This window comes from Hyalangium sp. (genome assembly GCF_045802625.1).
In the GTDB taxonomy this organism is placed as follows: domain Bacteria; phylum Myxococcota; class Myxococcia; order Myxococcales; family Myxococcaceae; genus Hyalangium.
In genome coordinates, this window is sequence record NZ_JBJMQP010000144.1 from 1 (window position 1) to 17,048 (window position 17,048).

Annotated in this window: 15 protein-coding genes; 8 read left to right on the top strand and 7 right to left on the bottom strand. The window is 68.3% G+C overall.

Annotation, left to right across the window (positions count from 1 at the left end):
- The first annotated feature begins 284 nt into the window (after positions 1 to 284).
- The gene (locus tag ACJ8AT_RS26030) at positions 285 to 494 is read left to right on the top strand and encodes an AHH domain-containing protein (protein WP_407740561.1); all 210 of its coding nucleotides are present in this window, start codon (positions 285 to 287) and stop codon (positions 492 to 494) included.
- Between the two features lie 20 nt (positions 495 to 514).
- Positions 515 to 1,081 carry an imm11 family protein gene (locus ACJ8AT_RS26035; RefSeq protein WP_407740562.1) on the top strand — a complete coding sequence of 189 codons (567 nt, stop codon included), beginning with the start codon at positions 515 to 517 and terminating at the stop codon, positions 1,079 to 1,081.
- Between the two features lie 2 nt (positions 1,082 to 1,083).
- Here the strand turns inward: ACJ8AT_RS26035 and ACJ8AT_RS26040 are convergent, their stop codons facing one another.
- From ACJ8AT_RS26040 to ACJ8AT_RS26055, 4 genes are all read right to left on the bottom strand, one after another.
- Positions 1,084 to 1,422 carry a cupin domain-containing protein gene (locus ACJ8AT_RS26040; protein WP_407740563.1) on the bottom strand — a complete coding sequence of 113 codons (339 nt, stop codon included), beginning with the start codon at positions 1,420 to 1,422 and terminating at the stop codon, positions 1,084 to 1,086.
- A 111-nt stretch (positions 1,423 to 1,533) separates the two neighbouring features.
- Complete coding sequence (locus ACJ8AT_RS26045; RefSeq protein WP_407740564.1) at positions 1,534 to 3,000, bottom strand: serine/threonine-protein kinase; 1,467 nt, start codon at positions 2,998 to 3,000, stop codon at positions 1,534 to 1,536.
- Positions 3,001 to 3,115: 115 nt separating this feature from the next.
- Positions 3,116 to 4,792, bottom strand: coding sequence for an apolipoprotein N-acyltransferase (lnt, locus tag ACJ8AT_RS26050; protein ID WP_407740565.1), 1,677 nt, complete (start codon positions 4,790 to 4,792; stop codon positions 3,116 to 3,118).
- Complete coding sequence (locus tag ACJ8AT_RS26055) at positions 4,789 to 5,448, bottom strand: hypothetical protein (protein ID WP_407740566.1); 660 nt, start codon at positions 5,446 to 5,448, stop codon at positions 4,789 to 4,791. The genes lnt and ACJ8AT_RS26055 overlap by 4 nt, the downstream gene beginning before the upstream one ends.
- 186 nt (positions 5,449 to 5,634) lie before the next feature.
- On the opposite strand from ACJ8AT_RS26055, the gene ACJ8AT_RS26060 reads away from it, so the two are divergent.
- A complete protein-coding gene (locus ACJ8AT_RS26060; RefSeq protein ID WP_407740567.1) occupies positions 5,635 to 6,462 on the top strand; it encodes a hypothetical protein in 828 nt (275 codons plus the stop codon).
- 86 nt (positions 6,463 to 6,548) lie between these two features.
- Here the strand turns inward: ACJ8AT_RS26060 and ACJ8AT_RS26065 are convergent, their stop codons facing one another.
- From ACJ8AT_RS26065 to ACJ8AT_RS26075, 3 genes are all read right to left on the bottom strand, one after another.
- Positions 6,549 to 7,643 (bottom strand): SGNH/GDSL hydrolase family protein, encoded by a 1,095-nt coding sequence (locus tag ACJ8AT_RS26065; RefSeq protein ID WP_407740568.1) that lies wholly within the window; start codon positions 7,641 to 7,643, stop codon positions 6,549 to 6,551.
- A gap of 158 nt (positions 7,644 to 7,801) precedes the next feature.
- Positions 7,802 to 8,875 carry an SGNH/GDSL hydrolase family protein gene (locus ACJ8AT_RS26070; RefSeq protein ID WP_407740569.1) on the bottom strand — a complete coding sequence of 358 codons (1,074 nt, stop codon included), beginning with the start codon at positions 8,873 to 8,875 and terminating at the stop codon, positions 7,802 to 7,804.
- A 141-nt stretch (positions 8,876 to 9,016) separates the two neighbouring features.
- A complete protein-coding gene (locus ACJ8AT_RS26075; RefSeq protein WP_407740570.1) occupies positions 9,017 to 12,046 on the bottom strand; it encodes an error-prone DNA polymerase in 3,030 nt (1,009 codons plus the stop codon).
- 133 nt (positions 12,047 to 12,179) lie between these two features.
- On the opposite strand from ACJ8AT_RS26075, the gene ACJ8AT_RS26080 reads away from it, so the two are divergent.
- The 5 genes from ACJ8AT_RS26080 to ACJ8AT_RS26100 all read left to right on the top strand — a co-directional run bounded on the left by ACJ8AT_RS26080 (position 12,180) and on the right by ACJ8AT_RS26100 (position 17,047).
- On the top strand, positions 12,180 to 12,668 hold the full coding sequence (locus ACJ8AT_RS26080; RefSeq protein WP_407740571.1) for an NfeD family protein: 489 nt from the start codon (positions 12,180 to 12,182) through the stop codon (positions 12,666 to 12,668).
- Positions 12,665 to 13,741: an SPFH domain-containing protein gene (locus ACJ8AT_RS26085; protein ID WP_407740572.1), complete on the top strand. Its 1,077-nt coding sequence runs from the start codon at positions 12,665 to 12,667 to the stop codon at positions 13,739 to 13,741. Before ACJ8AT_RS26080 ends, ACJ8AT_RS26085 begins: the two co-directional genes overlap by 4 nt.
- A gap of 120 nt (positions 13,742 to 13,861) precedes the next feature.
- Complete coding sequence (locus ACJ8AT_RS26090; protein WP_407740573.1) at positions 13,862 to 14,224, top strand: hypothetical protein; 363 nt, start codon at positions 13,862 to 13,864, stop codon at positions 14,222 to 14,224.
- Between the two features lie 180 nt (positions 14,225 to 14,404).
- Positions 14,405 to 15,907, top strand: coding sequence for an ATP-binding cassette domain-containing protein (locus ACJ8AT_RS26095; RefSeq protein WP_407740574.1), 1,503 nt, complete (start codon positions 14,405 to 14,407; stop codon positions 15,905 to 15,907).
- 54 nt (positions 15,908 to 15,961) lie between these two features.
- Positions 15,962 to 17,047, top strand: coding sequence for an acyl-CoA dehydrogenase family protein (locus ACJ8AT_RS26100; RefSeq protein ID WP_407740575.1), 1,086 nt, complete (start codon positions 15,962 to 15,964; stop codon positions 17,045 to 17,047).
- The last annotated feature ends 1 nt before the right edge of the window (position 17,048 follow it).

Here is a 17,048-nt window from a genome sequence, read left to right on the forward strand (position 1 = left end):
CTGGATGACTCACGCCTGCTGGCTTAAGCGGTCATCGGCAATCGGCCAAACCTAATTTGTCTTGCTTCTGGCTCTATCCACCGCATGCAGCGCCACGCGCGTGGTACGTCTCGATACAAATGAGGGTGCTCCTATCGTCCATATCCCTCGCATGGAACAAGGTGAACCGGCGAAACTGGGGGACGAGGAGTTCACACAGGCCATTGTCAAGCAAGCCCGGGGGATGAATCCCTCAGCCCCCCCCGAGAAAGCTGCCCGGGCACTGCTCTGTGTTACAACTCGGAGTGGCTGGTACAAATACAATCAGCACCAAGGGGGGGCCGCACCCGCAGGCGTACCACGAGGAAGTCTACGAACGGTTGGACCGCGCAACATCGACCTGTCGGACCCTCCAACAGTGCCAGCAGGCGCTCACTGCGGAACTCCAGAGGCTGGCCCGAGAGATCTCCACACAAGGGTCTCGGCTCAACAAGTTGGTGACCCGAACCGAATGAAGTGGGGACACACTTTGGCTATGCGTTACTTCAAGCTGTCCGATGATGTCCATGTCCCCGGACGCTGGGAACTCGGGGCACCCGTCGATGAACAAGGAAGGAAGATCGGGATCTGGCTATTCCGGCGAGGCGAGCCAATCTCCGTGGATGGAGCGATCCGGATTCCTCTGTTCCGGGCTGGGAAGCCGCTGGATTTTTCGGTGGCAGGAGCAGCAGTGCCCATCATTCACGAGAAGGTGGCGGCCGTCTTCCGCCAATTGGTCCCTCATGATGTGCAACTCATCCCGGTAAAGGTCGAATCGCAACTGGAGAGCTACTTCGCGCTCAACGCCCTACGCATGCCGAGATGCATCGACGATGCAGCCTGTGAGGAGGTGCAGTATTGGACCGCCGAGGACGGCCAGCCCGATCTGGTGGGCGAATACCGGGTCGTTGCTGGCCTGCGCATTGATCCAACGAAGGTAGGCGATGCCAGGGTATTCCGTCCGTGGGGCTGGCCGGTAGCCCTCATCGTTTCCGAGGACATCAAGGGCGCCATGGAGGATACGGGCGCTACAGGAACAAAGTTCGCAGATGTAACTGGCTGACGTTAGGCTCCTGCCCCCGCTGGGTGCTCACCGCCCTCAGGCCCGTAGAACACGACCCACACGACCAAGTCGTCCGTGAAGTCCACGGAGCGGTGCACCACTCCGGCGGGCACGAACAGGAAGTCCCCGGGACCGAACCGATCGCTCTGGTCGCCGCACACGAAGGTCCCCTGCCCCGCCGCAACGATGTACAACTCGTCCCGCTTGTGGGGTGACTGAGGATCCCTTCCTCGCGGCGCGTAGACCTCTACCGTGATACTCCCGCGCTCGAACGCGACGGCGAAGCGCTCGCCCTTCGCACCGGGCACTTGTGCGAGCGCATCCTGCAGGCTCACCTTCATGGCATCCCTCCTCACTCTCCCGGGCCAGCGTGGCCATGGCCCCGCAGTCGGCTCACCTTCTCACGGCTCGTTGCAGGCGGTCATGGCCTCGCTGCACGGGCACCGGCTTCGTCATCGACTGCCTTTCATCCGAGACGGTGATGGCTTGGCTGCGGGGCATGAGGTGGGCGGACGGCCACCGCTGGGCAGGAGGACTGGCTGGTAGCAAGTGCCCCTGAACATCTTGCCGTTGAGGAGTTCGCACTCCTCGCTCTCCAAGGCAGTCTCTATCCAGCAGCCTCCATTGAGGGCGACTTCCTTCTTGTGCGGACAACGCCCCTTTGAGTTCGGCTGTGTCTGGCCCGGGATGGGTTCCGGCAGCTTCTCCTCTGCCACCATGTCCGGAGCAACGTTGCCGGGCCAGGATTTCGCGGAGATGGCCGCTGCCGCCTCCCCCAGCCCCGAGGTGCCTGCGTCCTTCTGCTCAGCATGGGGGGCTACTGCCTGCGCGGCGTCGCGCTCGCCACATGAACTGCTCGGAGTGATCCACCAAGCCCATGCGGCCAGCGCGAGCATCACCGCGGCCAGTGAGAGCCGAGGCAGCCAGGAAGGCTCAGAGGCTTCGGAACGGACTCGCTCGAGAGTGTCCGGGGCGGCGGAGGACTCCTTGAAGGAGGAGGCATGTGCCTTGCCCGGTGCGCTGCGCTCGGCGGCGGACTCCGCGGCCTGCTCCAGTGCTTCGGCCAGCCGCGCCGCAGTGCCTCGTTCCTCGGGCTGTACCGAGAGCAGACGCAGGATGAGCTCTCGCAGCGGTGGGTCCACTCGTGCCAGCGCGGCCGGCGCCACCACACACCCCACTCTCCAGGTGCCGCTCTCGTCCCGGCGGGGCTCTCCCTGCTTCGGGTACTCTCCCGTCAGCAGCTGACAGGCTGTGACTCCCAGCGCATACAGATCATCCGCAGGCCCCGCCTCGTAGCGCTCCAGGCTGTCCGGGCTACATTGCTGCTCGAAGAGCCAGGCCTCCGGAGCGCGGTAGACCGGCGTGCCAGGATGCAGCCCCGGTGGCGTGAGCGTGGCGGCCCCCGGGTAGTTCCCCGAGCCAAAATCCATGAGCATGGCGCGGCCATCCGAGCGCCGCACCAGCACGTTGTCCCCCTTCACATCTCGGTGGACGCCGCCAAGGGCGTGCAGCGCCTGCAGTGCCCTCGCCAGCTGTGCCAGCAGTTCCAGCACCTGCCGTGCAGAAGGCCGGGCCTGCAGCGCCCAATGGTAGAGCGGCTCTCCCTGCACCCACTCCATGGCGATGTACGGATAGACGATGCCTGCTTCGGTCCTCCACTCTCCCGAGCCCTCCAAGCGCGGAATGCTCGGGTGGTGCAGGCGCGACAGCAACTCCACCTCTCGCGCGAAGCGCGGATCCCCGGGGTGTACCGCGAACTTAAGGGCCACATGACGCGCGGGCTCCGAGCCCACCAACACGGCTTGGTACACCGCGCCGTACACGCCCCGCCCGGCCCCGCCCACCACGCGCCAGTTCCCCACCTGGGTGCCGGGAGGCAGCCAGTCCGGAGGCGGCGGCGGTGGGGGGGCATGGGCCATGCGAGTCCGGGCAGCCTACCCCAGGAGTAGCCTCGCGTCATTCGCCCTCGCGGCTCCATCTCACACTGCTGTGCGTGTCTCGACGCCGACGCCTGGTGGCAGGCGCTCGATGAGATCAGGAACCGGTCCCCACCGTCGGCGGCTGCTCCGCGGCCCTCCGCCGCCTCGATAGCAGCGCCTGGGCCAGCAGCAGCACCACGCCGGACACCAGCGCCGTGGGGCCGAACCAGTCGCCCCACATCAGCATCAACGTGCGAAGGTGCTCGGTGGGCGGGATCGTCATCCGCACTCCCGCGCGCTGGCCGGTCTGCACCTCCTGGACGATCTCCCCCGTTGGGCTGATGTAGGCCGAGATGCCGGAGTTCGTCGCCCGCACCAGCGGCAGTCGCGTCTCGATGCTCCGGAACGCCACCAGCGTCAGGTGCAGCCTGGGCCCCGCCGACGTCCCGAACCACGAGTCGTTCGACAGCGTCACGATGAGCTCCGCCCCCTGACGCACTGCCTGGGCCACGTAGCCGGGGAAGATGGCCTCGTAGCAGATGAGCGGCGCCACCTTCAGCACTCGCCCGCCTCGCAGGGGGAAGTCCACCAGGCGCGGCCCCGGCCCCCGCTTCCACGTCCCCATCCACGGCAGCAGGCCACGCACCGTGGGCGTGTCCATGAACTCGGGCACCCACTCCGTCAGCGGGAACAGCAGCGTCTTGCGGTAGACCCCGAGCCCCAGCCGCTTCTCCCCAGGATCGCCCACCGGCCCCAGGAACATCGCCGCGTTGAACTCGTGCCCCTGATCCCGATCGTACGCTCCGAAGATCAGCGGCATCTGGCGCTCGCCGACGAACTGGGAGAGATCCTGATCGAACTCGGCGCCCTCCTCGCTCTTCGGCGAGCCGAACGTCGTCGGGTACACCGTCTCCGGCCACACGAGCAGGTCCGGCTTCGAGTCCTTCATCAGCTCATCGGACAGCTTGTAGTGCGTGTCCAGGATCATCCGGAGGGCGTCGTACGTCCCCATGTCCGCCGCGAGCTGGCCGTACTTCGTGATGTTCGCCTGCACCACGCCCACCGAGAGCCCCTGCCCTGTCCCCACGCTCTGGCTCACCTGCCGGTACCGGAGCGCCCCATACCCGGTGAGCACCGTGAGCAGGCTCACGAGCACCGCCACGGGCACTCTCAGGGCTTTGCCCCCGGGCCACTTCCAACCTCGCGCGGCGAATGCCTTCACCGCCGCCAGCACGCACTCGTTGGCGAGGATGAGGACCACCGTGAGGCCGTGGGCCCCCGCGATATCCGCTCCCTGGCGCAGCCAGACCGAGCTGTAGAGGCCGTGGCCCAGCGTGTCCGCGAACATCTTGGGCCACGCCCACTCGGTGCCCACGTACACCAGCGCGCCCGTCAGCCCCACGCGCAGGAACGCGCTCGGGGGAGCTACCCGTCGCGCCAGGTGCCGCGCCAACGCAGCGGTCAGGAACTGCGGCTGCAACACGGGTCCAAACAGCAGCAGCACGAGCCAGTACATCCAGATGGCCGAGGACTGGGCGTAGGCCCCCAGCGCGTCCGCGAACCACCCGCAGATCGCTCCCGTGAAGGCGACGCTGAGCAGCCACCCCGCCACCAGCGCCTGCCGCCACGTCCGAGCCCGCTCCAGCGCCGCCAGCCAGGGCACCAGCGCCACCCAGCCGGCCCAGCCCCAGGCCACTTCCATCCGGCCGAACAGCCATAGCAGCAACGAGGTCGCCACGGCCCCGAGGAGCAGCTCCCCGAACCGCCGCCCCACGGACAGCTCCGCGCTCATGGCTTCGGCTCCGCCTCGGTGGGGTGCTCGGGGTTCAGCATCCGGATGGGCAGCCCCGGCGGCGCCAGCTCCGGTGGGACGATGCCGTTCTCCGTCACCTTCATGGGCTGGCCGTTCGCGTCCAGCGGCGGGTGGTCCGGGCTGAACATCAGGATCGCCGGTAGCCGCTCGCCGTCATCCGTGGCCTGATAGTGGCGCACGTAGCCGGGTGGCAGCTCGAAGTCCTCCGGCACGATGATTCCCTTCTTGATCGGATCCGTCCCCGGCGCCGGGAACAGCATCATCCCCGTGGGCGCCTCGCCCGGCTTGGGCATCTCGTAGACACCCTCGGGGATCTGCGCGAGCACCTCGTCCGGCACGGCCGCCACCTGCTGCTGCAGGTGCTTGGGCAGGGCCTTCGTGGCGGGCCTCGGAGGCACGGGGTGCGAGGGAGGCGGCGGCTTCTCCACGGGCGAGGGCTCGGTGCGCGAGACCACCGGCAGGCTCTCCACCTCGGGCTTGTCGAAGACGAGCCACGCGCTCAGCGCCAGCGCCGCGCACGTGAGGACAATCCCGATCCCGAGCACCCACGCGACGCCGCCCGCACGTCTTTGCTCGACCCGGACGACCCCATCGCTGTCGACGTGCCGCTGTGGGGCCGGTGGCTGCGCCGGCATGCTCGCTCAGGACCTCCAGGCTCCGTATAGTACCGGCCCCACCCACCGAGGCCAACCGACCCTTCAGGAAGCCTCGGCCTCCTGCCTCCCACGAGCCCCATGCACGCCGCAGCCGAGCCCGTCCCGCCCCCCTCCCCTGGCGCTGACGCCGCTGCCCGCTTCCCGGTCCACGCCTGGCGGCCGTCCTTGAGGCTCCTCGCCACGGCGGCCCAGCTCCTCAGCGCGGCGAACCTGCTCTACCTGGTGGACCGCTTCCTGTTCGACCCACCTATGGGCCTGGAGCCCCTGGCCCCGCTCAAGCCCGTGCTCTGGCTGGCGCTGCTGATGGGGGCGCTCTTGCTGCTGCCCCGGGCGCTCGTGGGGCTGCTCCGGCGCTTCACCTCGGCCACGCTCCTCGTGGAGCCTGGGCGGCTCGTGCTCCAGCTTCGCGGCGTGCGCTTCGAGATCCCCACCGAGTCCATCACGGGCCTCGAGCCCTGGAAGCTCCCGCTCCCCGGCTCCGGCCTCGCGCTGCGGATGAAGTCCGGGCGCCGCTTCGAGTACCACCTCCAGGTGGCGGACCCCACCGCGCTGCTGAACGCCCTGACTCCTCAGTTGCCCTTGGCGGCCCCAGTGACGGGACACGCAGGCTCGCGGTTCGGACAGGCCCGGCACGACTGGCGGCGGCGGTTCTGGGACAAGCCGGCCTTCAAGTTTGGCCTCTTCCCGCTGCTGCCCACCGCCATCATGTTCCGCGCGCACCAGTACATCACCTTCGGCGGGCCCTTCGGCGAGTACCAGGTGAGCGGGCTCGCGGCGTATCTGAAGACATTCGCGGGCTTCTGGCACACCTTCGCCATCGGCCTGGTGATGTTCGCCGGCGTGTGGCGGCTCGCCGCAGAGCTGCTGGCCTTCGCGCTGACGTGGGTGCTGCCCTCGCGAGCGCACGGCATCCGTCGAGCCGCGGAGTGGCTGTGCCGGCTCGTGTACTACGTGGGCGCTCCCGCGATCATGGCGCAGCCCTTCCTCGGCTGAGCCCGCAAAGACAAGGGGCGCGCCCCGCTCCAAGCCGGAGCCGAGACGCGCCCGAACTTCCACCGCGCTCGAGGCGCGTGAGCCGGCTACGGAGCCGCCGGGTTGTAGGTCGAGATCGACCAGCCCGAGCGCTCGTGGCCCGACTTGTTCCACTGGGGGTTCTTGCCCCCGACAATCTGCGAGTCGGCGAAGTCCGACGCCCCCGAGCCCGAGCCCGAGCCCGTGAAGACGTTCAGGCCGATGGTGGAGGACAGGTAATAGGTCGGGTGCGTGTTGTCCGACTGGATGTAGTCGTAGCTGGTGCTCGCGTTGGTGAAGTGCGTGTTCGCGTCGCGGAGGGTGTTGCGCAGCGAGACGATGCGGTTGACGTACGAGGCCTCGCTCTCGCCGGGCACGTAGCGCAGCCCATCCACGTCGATCTGGCCATCCCCGTTGGAGTCGTAGTCCGAGCCCATCATCTCGGCGAAGGCGTCCGCGCACTGGAAGCCATACTGCGCCGCCAGCGAGCAGGCCTTCCAGTTGCTCTTGGCCAGCAGCGGCAGGAACTTGTCCTGCTTGATGATCTGCCGCCCGGTGGCCGAGTCGATACAGCTCGTCAGCGAGTAGTCCGCATCGAAGCCCGGGTAGTAGATGTTCATGATGACCTTGGCCTTGGCCGAGGTCGCGTACGTGTTGATGGCCTGCATGGCCTTCTCCATGTACGTGGCGCACGCGGTGTACGCGTTGTCCAACCCGCTGTAGTCACACGTGCCGCTCTGGTCCGCGAGCGCGCTGCGCGCCTGCAGATAGTCATTGCCGCACATCTCGAACATCACCACGCGCGTCTTGGCGTCCTGCATGTACGACTTATCGCCGATGATCTTGTTGTTGTAGATGTCGTCGGCCTTGGCGCCGGACTTGGTGCGGCGGACCACCTCGACGTTGGCGCCCCACTTCTGCGACAGGTACTCGCCGCTGGTGTAGGGCTGGGCGCGACGGCCCACGCTGAACAGGCCACCGTTGTAGCCGGCGAAGATCGAGTCACCGTAGGCCACCACGCGATAGGTGCTGGTGGCACCGCTGCGAGTGACGGTCCACGAGGTGTTCTGGGTGATGGTGCTGGCGAACGCCGAGCCGCTCACCACGGTGGCCGCGAGCGCGCAAGCCGCGGTGGCACCGCGCAGGTTGAGACGAAGGGACATGGGCTGCCTCCTGAGGCTCCCGAGGGGGGTTGGGAGGCACGCACCGTAACGGCGAACTTCACTGAGATTCCAGGGAAATTTCGAAAAACCGTCCTCTCCGTGAAACCGTTTGGGTGCGCCTCCGCGTCCCACAGCGAAGGCGTCACCCCTTCAGCGGACTACGGAGCGGCCGGGTTGTAGGTCGAGATCGACCAGCCGGACTTCTCGTGGCCCCACTTGTTCCACTCGGTGTTCTTGCCGCCGACGATCTGCGCATCGGTGAAGTCCGCGGCGCCCGAGCCCGTGCCCGTGCTGATCGTGGACTTGTAGTAGGTCGGGTGCGTGTCGTCCGACTGGATGTAGTCGTAGCTGGTGGTCGCGTTGGCGTAGTGCGCGTTCGCGTCGCGCAGGGTCGACTGCAGCGAGAGGATGCGGCTGACGTAGGCGGCCTCGGTCTCACCGGCCTTGTAGCGCACGGCGTCCACGTCGATCTGGCCGTCGCCGTTGGAGTCGTAGTCGCTGGCCATCATCTCGGCGAAGGCGTCCGCGCACTGGAAGCCGTACTGCGCCGCCAGGTTGCACGCGCGCCAGTTGCTCTTGAGCAGGTACGGCAGGAACTTGACGCGCCGGTTCACGGGCGCCCCGGTCGTCGGATCCGAGCAGCTGGTCTGCACGTTGTCCGCGTCGTAGCCCGGGTAGTAGACGTTCATGATGATCTTGGACTTGGCCGTCGTCGCGTACGTGTTGATGGCCTGCATGGCCTTCTCCATGTACGAGGTGCAGTTGGCCAGCGCCGTGTCCAGGCCGGCATAGCTGCAGGTGCCCGTCTGGCCCTTGAAGTCGCTGCGCGCCTGCAGGTAGTCGTTGCCGCACATCTCGAACATGACGACGCGCGTCTTGGCGTCCTGCATGTACGACTTATCGGTGATGATCTTGTTGTTGTAGATGTCGTCGGCCTTGGCGCCGGACTTGGTGCGGCGGACCACCTCGATGTTGGCGTTCCACTTCACGCCCAGGTACTCGCCGCTGGCGAGGGGCTCGGCGCGCTTGGCCACGCTGAACAGGCTGCCGTTGTAGCCGGCGAAGATCGAGTCACCGTAGGCCACCACGCGGTAGGTGCTCGTGGCGCCGGTGCGGGTGACGGTCCACGAAGTGTTCTGGTTGATCGTGCTGGCAAACGCGGAGCCGCTGACCACGGTGGCCGCGACAGCACACGCGGCAGTGGCTCCACGCAGAGTGAGACGAAGGGACATGAACTGCCTCCTGGGGCTCCCGGGGGATTGGGAGGCGGCCAGGGTAGCGAGGACCCACCGTTCATTTCCAGGGAAAACGGAACAAACACCTATAAACTGTAACTAACGCATTGCACAAACAGGCAGTTCAATCCGTGACACTCACCCCAGCAGTCCCTCCAGGGCCAGGACCCGCTGTGTCTTGACGTTGAGCACCTTGCCGGTGCGCTCCAGCACGCCCTCTCCGACGATGAAGAGGGCGCCGTGGATGTCACGGCGGCAGCGCTCGTAGACGTCCGGGGGCACCACCAGGTTGGCGATGCCCGTCTCGTCCTCGAGCGAGATGAAGCACATGCCCTTGGCCGTGGGAGGCCGCTGCCGGGTAATCAGCATGCCGCCCACCGCCACGCGCCGCCCCGAGGCCACGCGCTTGAGGCCCTCGGCGGACACCGCGCCCAGCTTGCGCAGCGCGGGCCGCAGCAGCTCCAGCGGGTGCTTCTCCAGCGACAGGCCCACCGTCTCGAAGTCCGCCTCCACGCGCTCGGCCACGCTCATGGGCGGCAGCTCCACCTGCGTGCCGTCCATGGGCAGCCCGAAGAACAGATCATCCTCGTCCAGCGGCCCCAGCGCCTGGATCTCCCACAGCGCCTGGCGCCGCGAGCCGCACAGCGAGGCCAGCGCTCCGGCCAGCGCCAGCCGCGTCAGCTCGTGCCGGGGGATGCGGGCCCGCCGCGCCAGCTCGCCCACGCTCGCGTAGCCCTGCCCTCGCGCCTCCGCCACGCGCCGCCCGGCCGCCTCGCCCAGCCCGCGCACCATGCGCAGCCCGAGCCGCAGCACCCCGCCCTCCTCCAGCGTGCAGTCCCAGTCCGAGCAGCGCGCGTCCACCGGCCGCACCTCCACGCCGTGGCGCTTCGCGTCCGCCACCAGCGTGTGCGGCGCGTAGAAGCCCATGGGCTGCGAGTTGAGCAGCGCCGCGCAGAACGCCTGCGGGTAGTGGCACTTGAGCCACGAGGACGCGTAGGCGATCAGCGCGAAGGACGCCGAGTGGGACTCGGGGAAGCCGTAGTGAGCGAAGCCGCGGAACTGCTCGAACAGCTCCGCCATGTACTCCTGCGAGTAGCCCCGCTTCACGCCGCCCTCCACGAAGCGGATGCGGTAGGGCTCCAGGAGCTGCTCGGCGCGCTTGTGCCCCAGCGCTCGCCGCAGGCCGTCCGCCTCGCCCGCGGTGAAGCCTCCGGCCACCATGGCCAGCTTCATGGCCTGCTCCTGGAAGAGCGGCACGCCCAGCGTCTTCTCGAGGATGGCTCGCACCTCGGGCGTCGGGTACGTGGGCACCTCCTTGCCGTCTCGCCGCCGCAGGTACGGGTGCACCATGTTGCCCACGATGGGGCCGGGGCGGATGAGGGCGATCTCGATCACCAGATCGTAGAAGGTGCGCGGCTTGAGCCTCGGCAGCATGCTCATCTGCGCCCGGCTCTCGATCTGGAACACGCCCACCGAGTCCGCCTCGCACAGCATGTCGTAGACCTTCGGATCCTCCGGCGGGATCGTGGCCAGCGACAGCTCCCGGCCGAAGTGCTGGCGGATGAGCTGGAAGCACTTGGCCACCGCGGTGAGCATGCCCAGGGCCAGCAGATCCACCTTGAGCACGCCCAGCGCGTTGATGTCGTCCTTCTCCCATTGGATGACGGTGCGGCCCTTCATCGCCGCGTTCTCCACGGGGATCAGCTCCACCAGCGGCTCGCGGGTGATGACGAAGCCGCCCACGTGGATGGAGAGGTGGCGCGGGAAGCCCTCGATGTCCTGCGCCAGCGTGAGCGTCTGCCTCACCCGGCTGTCGAAGGCGGACAGCCCCGCCTCGGCCAGCACCTCGGGGGTGACGTCGAAGCCGTACGCCGCCGACACCTTCGAGAGCCTGTCCACCTGATCCAGCGACAGCCCGAGCGCCTTGCCCACCTCGCGCAGGGCCAGCCGGCCCCGGTAGCAGATCACCTCGCAGACCATGCCGGCGCGGTGGCGGCCGTGCTTCTCGTAGACGTACTGGAGCACCTCCTCGCGGCGCTCGTGCTCGAAGTCCACGTCGATGTCGGGCGGCTCCTTGCGCTCCATGCTCAGGAAGCGCTCGAAGAGCAGCCCCATGCGCACCGGATCGATGGCCGTGATCTGCAGCGCATAGCAGACCGCCGAGTTCGCCGCGCTGCCTCGCCCCTGGCACAGGATCCCTCGCGAGCGCGCGAAGTGGACGATGTCCCAGAGCGCCAGGAAGTAGCCGGGGAAGTCCAGCGCCTCGATGAGGTTCATCTCGTGCGCGATCTGCTTGTGGACCTCGGGCGGCACGCCGCTCGGGTAGCGCACCGCGAGCCCCTCGTCGGTGAGCACGCGCAGGTGCTGCATCGCCGTGCGGCCGGGCGGCAAGTCCTCCTCGGAGAAGTGGTAGCGCAGATCATCCAGCGTGGCGTGGCAGCGGCCGGCGATCTCCAGCGAGCGCTCCAGCAGCTCCGGGCGATCCCGGAACAGCCGCGCCATCTCCGCGGGAGCCTTCAAGGTGCGCTCGGCGTTGGGCTGCAGCCGCGTGCCCGCCTTGTCCACCGTCGTCTTGTGGCGGATGGACGTCAGCACATCCTGGAGCGGCTGGCGGCGCCGGTGGTGCGTGTGCACGTCGTTGTGCGCGCACAGGGGCACTCCGAGCGAGCGCGCCAGCGCATCCGCCTGGGCCTCGCGGGCCTTGTCCCCCGCGGACAGCGTGCGGCACAGCCCCACGAAGAAGCGCTCGGGGAAGGCCTCGGCCAGAGGTGCCACCTGCTCGGCGGGAGCCGGGTTCGGCAGCAGCGCGATCAGCCCCTCGGAGCGCTCGGCCAGCTCGCGCCACGGCAGCCCCGCCTCTCCCTTGGGGTGGCTCATCCGGCTGGCCGACACCAGCCGGCACATGTTCGCGTACCCGGCCGAGTCCATGGCGTAGATCACCACCGGAGGCCCATCGGTCAGCGTCAGCTCGGTGCCGAGGATCAACTTGAGGCCGTGCTCCTTGGCGGCCAGGTGCGCCTTCACCACGCCGTAGAGCCCATCCGCATCCGTCAGAGCGAGCGCCTGCATGCCCAGCCGCGCAGCCGTGGCCACCAGCTCCTCGGGATGCGAGGCGCCCCGGAGAAACGAGAAGTTGGAGCGGCAGACCAGCTCGGCGTACACGGACATGAGGATACTGGACGGCTGTTCAGGCGAAACCCAGAATCAGTGAGAAGTGTCGGATCCCTTGGCAATCCGGGCACTTCAGCGCAACCCCACCGGGTTTGACAGGATAGCGGACCGACTGCCAAACAGGAGCCCCATGGACCTGACTCCTACCGCCTGGCAGCTGTGGATCATCGCGGCGCTCGTGTTCGGCGCCTTGGAGATCAAGCTCTCTGGCTTCGTGACGCTCTGGTTCGCCGTGGGAGCCGCGGCCGCGGCGCTCGCGGGAGCCATCGGGCTGGGCCTCAACGGGCAGCTCCTGCTCTTCACGCTGGTGTCGGTGGCGCTGTTCGTGTCCTCCCGGACGATCTTCAAGAAGGGGTTCATGCGCTCGGCCAGCCCCCTGAAGACGGGCGTGGAGGCCATGCTCGGCCAGGAGGCCGTGGTCACCGAGGCGATCACGGACCCGCATGGAGGTACCGTGCGGATCAACGGAGAGCTGTGGACAGCGCGCACGCTGGCGGGCCCGGTGGCCGAGGGCGAGCGCGTCACTGTCGAGCAGATCGATGGACTGAAGCTGTGGGTGCGGCGCCCCTCTGCGTCGCTCGAGACTTCGTCTCATAAGAAGAAAGAGAGAACGAGATGACCTTCATGACGGTGTTGCTCATCATCCTTGCGCTGGTGGCGGGGTTCTCCCTGATCACCGGCATCCGCATCGTCCCGCAGGCCAAGGTCATGGTGGTGGAGCGGCTGGGCAAGTTCCACCACGTGGCGCACAGCGGCCTGAACGTGCTGATCCCCTTCCTGGACAGCCCCCGGGCCTTCGAGATGCGCACCGGCAACCGCTTCTCGCGCAGCACCATGGTGGACCTGCGCGAGCAGGTCATGGGCTTCGAGACCGTGCAGGTCATCACCCATGACAACGTGAACATGGAGGTGGGCTCGGTCATCTACTACCAGGTCGTCGATCCGGCCAAGGCGCTCTACCAGGTGGAGAACCTGGCGCTGGCCATCGAGCAGCTGACGATGACGAACCTGCGCAACATCATGGGCGGGCTGACGTTGGATCAGACGCTGACCAGCCGCGAGACGGTGAACACCAAGCTGCGCATGGTGCTGGATGACGCCACGGAGAAGTGGGGCGTGAAGGTGACGCGCGTGGAGCTGCGCGAGATCGAGCCGCCCCAGGCCATCAAGGAGGCCATGGCCAAGCAGATGACGGCCGAGCGCGAGCGCCGCGCCGAGGTGACCAAGGCCGAGGGCGACAAGTCCGCGGCCATCCTCCAGGCCGAGGGCGAGAAGATCTCGCGGATCCTGCGCGCCGAGGCCGAGCGCGACGCGGAGGTGGCTCGCGCCGAGGGCCACAAGCGCGCGGTGGTGCTGGACGCCGAGGCGAAGGCCGAGGCCACGCGGCTGGTGTTCGAGGCGGTGCACTCGGGCCGGGCCACGCCGGAGGTGCTGGCGCTGCGCTACCTGGAGACGCTGCAGGAGCTGGGCAAGGGCAGCAACAAGGTCTTCATCCCCTACGAGGCCAGCGCGGCGCTGGGCAGCATGGGCATGCTGAAGGAGCTGTTCAGCAAGGAGGGCGACTCGGCCTCCGCCCCGGCCGGCAAGTCCGCGGCGGCCGTGAGCGCTCAGGCCATCGCGCGCAACGTGGGGCAGCCGTCCCCGGTGCCCGTGCGCCGCGGCGCGCCGACGCTCCCGCAGCAGGATGAGTAGCCTCCACGCCCTACGGTAAGTGCGCGCAACCTGAAGGGCTCGGATGAAAATGCGAGCCCATGGAACCCGATAGGCTCAGCGGTGTCTGAGCAGCCGAACATTGATGTTGGGAGGGACTCCATGAAGGAAGCATTCATCGCGGGCGGATTTGGCATGTACCCCACGCTGCTGGCGGGACTGGCGCTGCTGATCGCCAGCATCCAGTACGCCCGCCGCCCCGAGCGGCGCTATGTGCCGCTGTTGCTGTCGCTCGGGATCTTCACGCTGCTCGCCGGGAGCCTCGGCTTCATTACAGGGGTGATGACGTGCCTGAGGTACTGGGGCCCCGAGGGCAGCCATGATCCCATGGTCATTGCCCTCGGCATCGAGGAGTCTCTGAACAATGTGGTGCTCGCGCTGCTGCTGAGCGTGATCAGCACGCTGTTCGCCTCGGTGGGCGCCTGGAGGCTGTCGCGCCAGCTCCAGCCAGCCACCGCGCAGTAGCCACGAGCGGAATCGTCGGTGAGCGTCAGGGGTTGCACGCGAGACGGCAGGCGCCTATATCTTGCCCGTCTCCACCCTGCGCGAGGTCTGTGACTCCAGTGAAGCTGAACGCCTGAAATCCGCGGCCCAGAGCCTTCCCTTCGTCGAGCCCTGCTCGACACCGGATTCAGGAGTTCCTTCATGTCATCCCTTCGCGCGCACGGCGTGTGCTTCGCCTTCTCGGACGCTGTTCCCCTGCTCACCGACGTGGAGTTCCACCTCTCGCCCGGCTGGACGGGGCTCGTCGGTGCCAACGGCGCCGGCAAGTCCACCCTGCTGAGGCTGCTCTCGGGAGAGTTGCAGCCCACGGAGGGCCACTTCCAGCACGAGCCTCGCGCTCCACTCCTCCGCCTCTGTCCGCAGAGCGTCGAGGCGCTGAGCCCCGAGATCAGCGCCTTCGCGGAGGCGTGGGACGCGGTGTCCCGGCGGGTGCTCGGCCAGCTCGGGCTGGATCCCGGAGCGCTGGAGCGCTGGCCCACGCTGTCTCCAGGTGAGCGCAAGCGGTGGCAGATCGGCGCGGCGCTCGCCAGCGAGCCGACCGTGCTGCTGCTCGACGAGCCCACCAACCACCTGGACGCCGAGGCGCGTGGGTGGCTCATCTCCGCGCTGCGCCGGTTCCGAGGCATCGGCGTCGTCGTGTCCCACGATCGGATGGTGCTGGAGGAGCTGACCACCGCGACGCTGAGAGTCCACGCGGGCGAGGCCCGGCTGTGGCCCGGCGCGTACTCCGCGGCGCAGCAGTGCTGGGAGGCCGAGCGCGAGGGACAGCTCGCCGCCCGGCAGCAGGCCCAGGAGCACCACCGGCGCCTGCAGCGGCAGCTCGACCAGACACGGCGGGAGCAACAGGCCGCCTCGGCCATGACCAGCACGGGCCGGCGCATGAGGAACAAGTACGACAGCGATGCGCGAGGGCTGGGGGCCACCACCCTCGCGAGCTGGGCGGAGGCTCGGCTCGGGCATCAGGTGGGCGTGCTGCGGCGCGAGACGGAGCGCGCGGCCGAGGCCATTGGCGAGTTCCAGGTGGACAAGACGGTGGGGCGCTCGGTGTTCGTGGACTACGTGCGCTCGCCCAACCCGTGGCTGTTCACCCTGGAGAAGGTGGCGCCGCGCGCCGGAGACGTGGAGCTGATGGAGCCGGTGACGCTCTCGGTGGGACGCGAGAGCCGCATCCGGATCGAGGGACCCAACGGGGCCGGGAAGACGACGCTCCTGCGCGCCCTGCTCGCCCATTCGCGGGTGCCATTGGATCGGGTGTTGTACCTGCCGCAGGACGTGGGGGTGGAGGAGACCACGGCGGCGCTCAAGCAGGTCCGAGCGCTGCCGCCCGAGCAACGCGGGCGCGTGCTGTCCCTGGTGGCCGCGTTGGGGGTGGATCCGGAGCGGCTGATGGCCTCGGAGCAACCCTCTCCCGGCGAGACGCGCAAGCTGCTGATCGCCCAGGGCCTGGGGCAGCACGCGTGGGCGCTGGTGCTGGACGAGCCCACCAACCACCTGGATCTGCCCTCCATCGAGCGCCTGGAGGCGACCCTGCGAGACTACCCGGGGGCGTTGCTGCTGGTGACCCACGACACGCACTTCGCGCGCCGGTGCACCACGGAGCGGTGGCTCGTGTCGGGAGGGGCTCTCCAGGTGTCAGCGGACTAGGTCGCCATCCCCGCCTGACGTAGGCTGAGCTCCCGCCAGGAGGCAGGTACAGCAATGACGGAAGCTGATCTTTTGAAGGAGGCCGAGCGCCTCCAAGCGCTGCTGGCAGCCCACGCCGCCGGGCACGATCGCGACACCACCTTCCCCGACGAGGGGCGGGAGGCCATGATCCGCTCCCCCCTGAACACCCTGATGCTGGACGGCGCCTCGTGGTTGACGTTCGGGCGGGTGGTCAGCCTGTTGGCCCAGGCCGACGCTTCCTTCGCCACCGTCTGGCTGATGCACCAGGGCGCGGCCGAGACCCTGAGCTCGCTGGTAGATCCGGCACAGCGCTCCACCCTCGAGGCTGACTTCCGGCGCGGCGCCTGGTTCGGCAACGCCCTGGGCGAGCCGACCAGTGGCAACCAGTTCCTCATGCCGCACCAGCAGGCCCGCCGCGCCCAGGGAGGTTGGCGCCTCACCGGAGCCAAGCGCTTCGTCTCCGGCGGCGAGCACGCGAAGTACCTCCTCACCAGCGCGCTCTGTGACGGGCAGCCCCGGTTCTTCCTCATCGACAAGGATGACTCCATCCGGGTGGAGGAGATCTGGGATCCCATGGGCATGCGGGCCACGCGCAGCCAGCTGCTGCACTTGCAGGACACGCTCCTACCGGAGTCCCGGAGCCTGAAAATAGATCCCACCCGGCCCAGCGCCATCCCCGCGGGGCTGGCGTGGATCTCGATCGGGATCGCCGAGGCGGCCATGGGCTTCTCCATCAGCTACGCCAAGGAGCGCCGGCTGCCCCCGGAGAACAAGCCGCTCGCGGAGCTGCAGTGGATCCAGTTCGCCGTGGCGGACATGAGCATTCGCCTGGAAGCGGCTCGAGCGCTGGCCATGCGCGCCGCCACCGCCGCGGATCAGCGCGCCCCGGACTTCTTCCCGCTGCAGATGCAGGCCAAGGTGGTGGCCAATGAGGCGGCCGTGTCCATCACCACGGCGGCCCTGGAGCTCGCCGGAGGCTCGGGCTACCTGCGCAGCCGCCCCGTCGAGCGCTATCTCCGCGACGCCATGAGCGGGCCGGTGATGGCCTGGTCTGCCCCCGTCATCCGCGACTTCTTGGGCAAGGCCCTCTTGGGGCTCATGGGGCCTCCGCCGGGCTGAA

Coding starts and splice junctions, on each gene's coding strand:
- ACJ8AT_RS26065 (WP_407740568.1), bottom strand. CDS start 7,643: ATGTCCCTTCGTCTCAACCTGCGCGGTGCCACCGCGGCTTGCGCGCTC.
- lnt (WP_407740565.1), bottom strand. CDS start 4,792: ATGAGCGCGGAGCTGTCCGTGGGGCGGCGGTTCGGGGAGCTGCTCCTC.
- ACJ8AT_RS26040 (WP_407740563.1), bottom strand. CDS start 1,422: ATGAAGGTGAGCCTGCAGGATGCGCTCGCACAAGTGCCCGGTGCGAAG.
- ACJ8AT_RS26095 (WP_407740574.1), top strand. CDS start 14,405: ATGTCATCCCTTCGCGCGCACGGCGTGTGCTTCGCCTTCTCGGACGCT.
- ACJ8AT_RS26085 (WP_407740572.1), top strand. CDS start 12,665: ATGACCTTCATGACGGTGTTGCTCATCATCCTTGCGCTGGTGGCGGGG.
- ACJ8AT_RS26035 (WP_407740562.1), top strand. CDS start 515: ATGCGTTACTTCAAGCTGTCCGATGATGTCCATGTCCCCGGACGCTGG.
- ACJ8AT_RS26055 (WP_407740566.1), bottom strand. CDS start 5,448: ATGCCGGCGCAGCCACCGGCCCCACAGCGGCACGTCGACAGCGATGGG.
- ACJ8AT_RS26090 (WP_407740573.1), top strand. CDS start 13,862: ATGAAGGAAGCATTCATCGCGGGCGGATTTGGCATGTACCCCACGCTG.
- ACJ8AT_RS26080 (WP_407740571.1), top strand. CDS start 12,180: ATGGACCTGACTCCTACCGCCTGGCAGCTGTGGATCATCGCGGCGCTC.
- ACJ8AT_RS26045 (WP_407740564.1), bottom strand. CDS start 3,000: ATGGCCCATGCCCCCCCACCGCCGCCGCCTCCGGACTGGCTGCCTCCC.
- ACJ8AT_RS26070 (WP_407740569.1), bottom strand. CDS start 8,875: ATGTCCCTTCGTCTCACTCTGCGTGGAGCCACTGCCGCGTGTGCTGTC.
- ACJ8AT_RS26075 (WP_407740570.1), bottom strand. CDS start 12,046: ATGTCCGTGTACGCCGAGCTGGTCTGCCGCTCCAACTTCTCGTTTCTC.
- ACJ8AT_RS26100 (WP_407740575.1), top strand. CDS start 15,962: ATGACGGAAGCTGATCTTTTGAAGGAGGCCGAGCGCCTCCAAGCGCTG.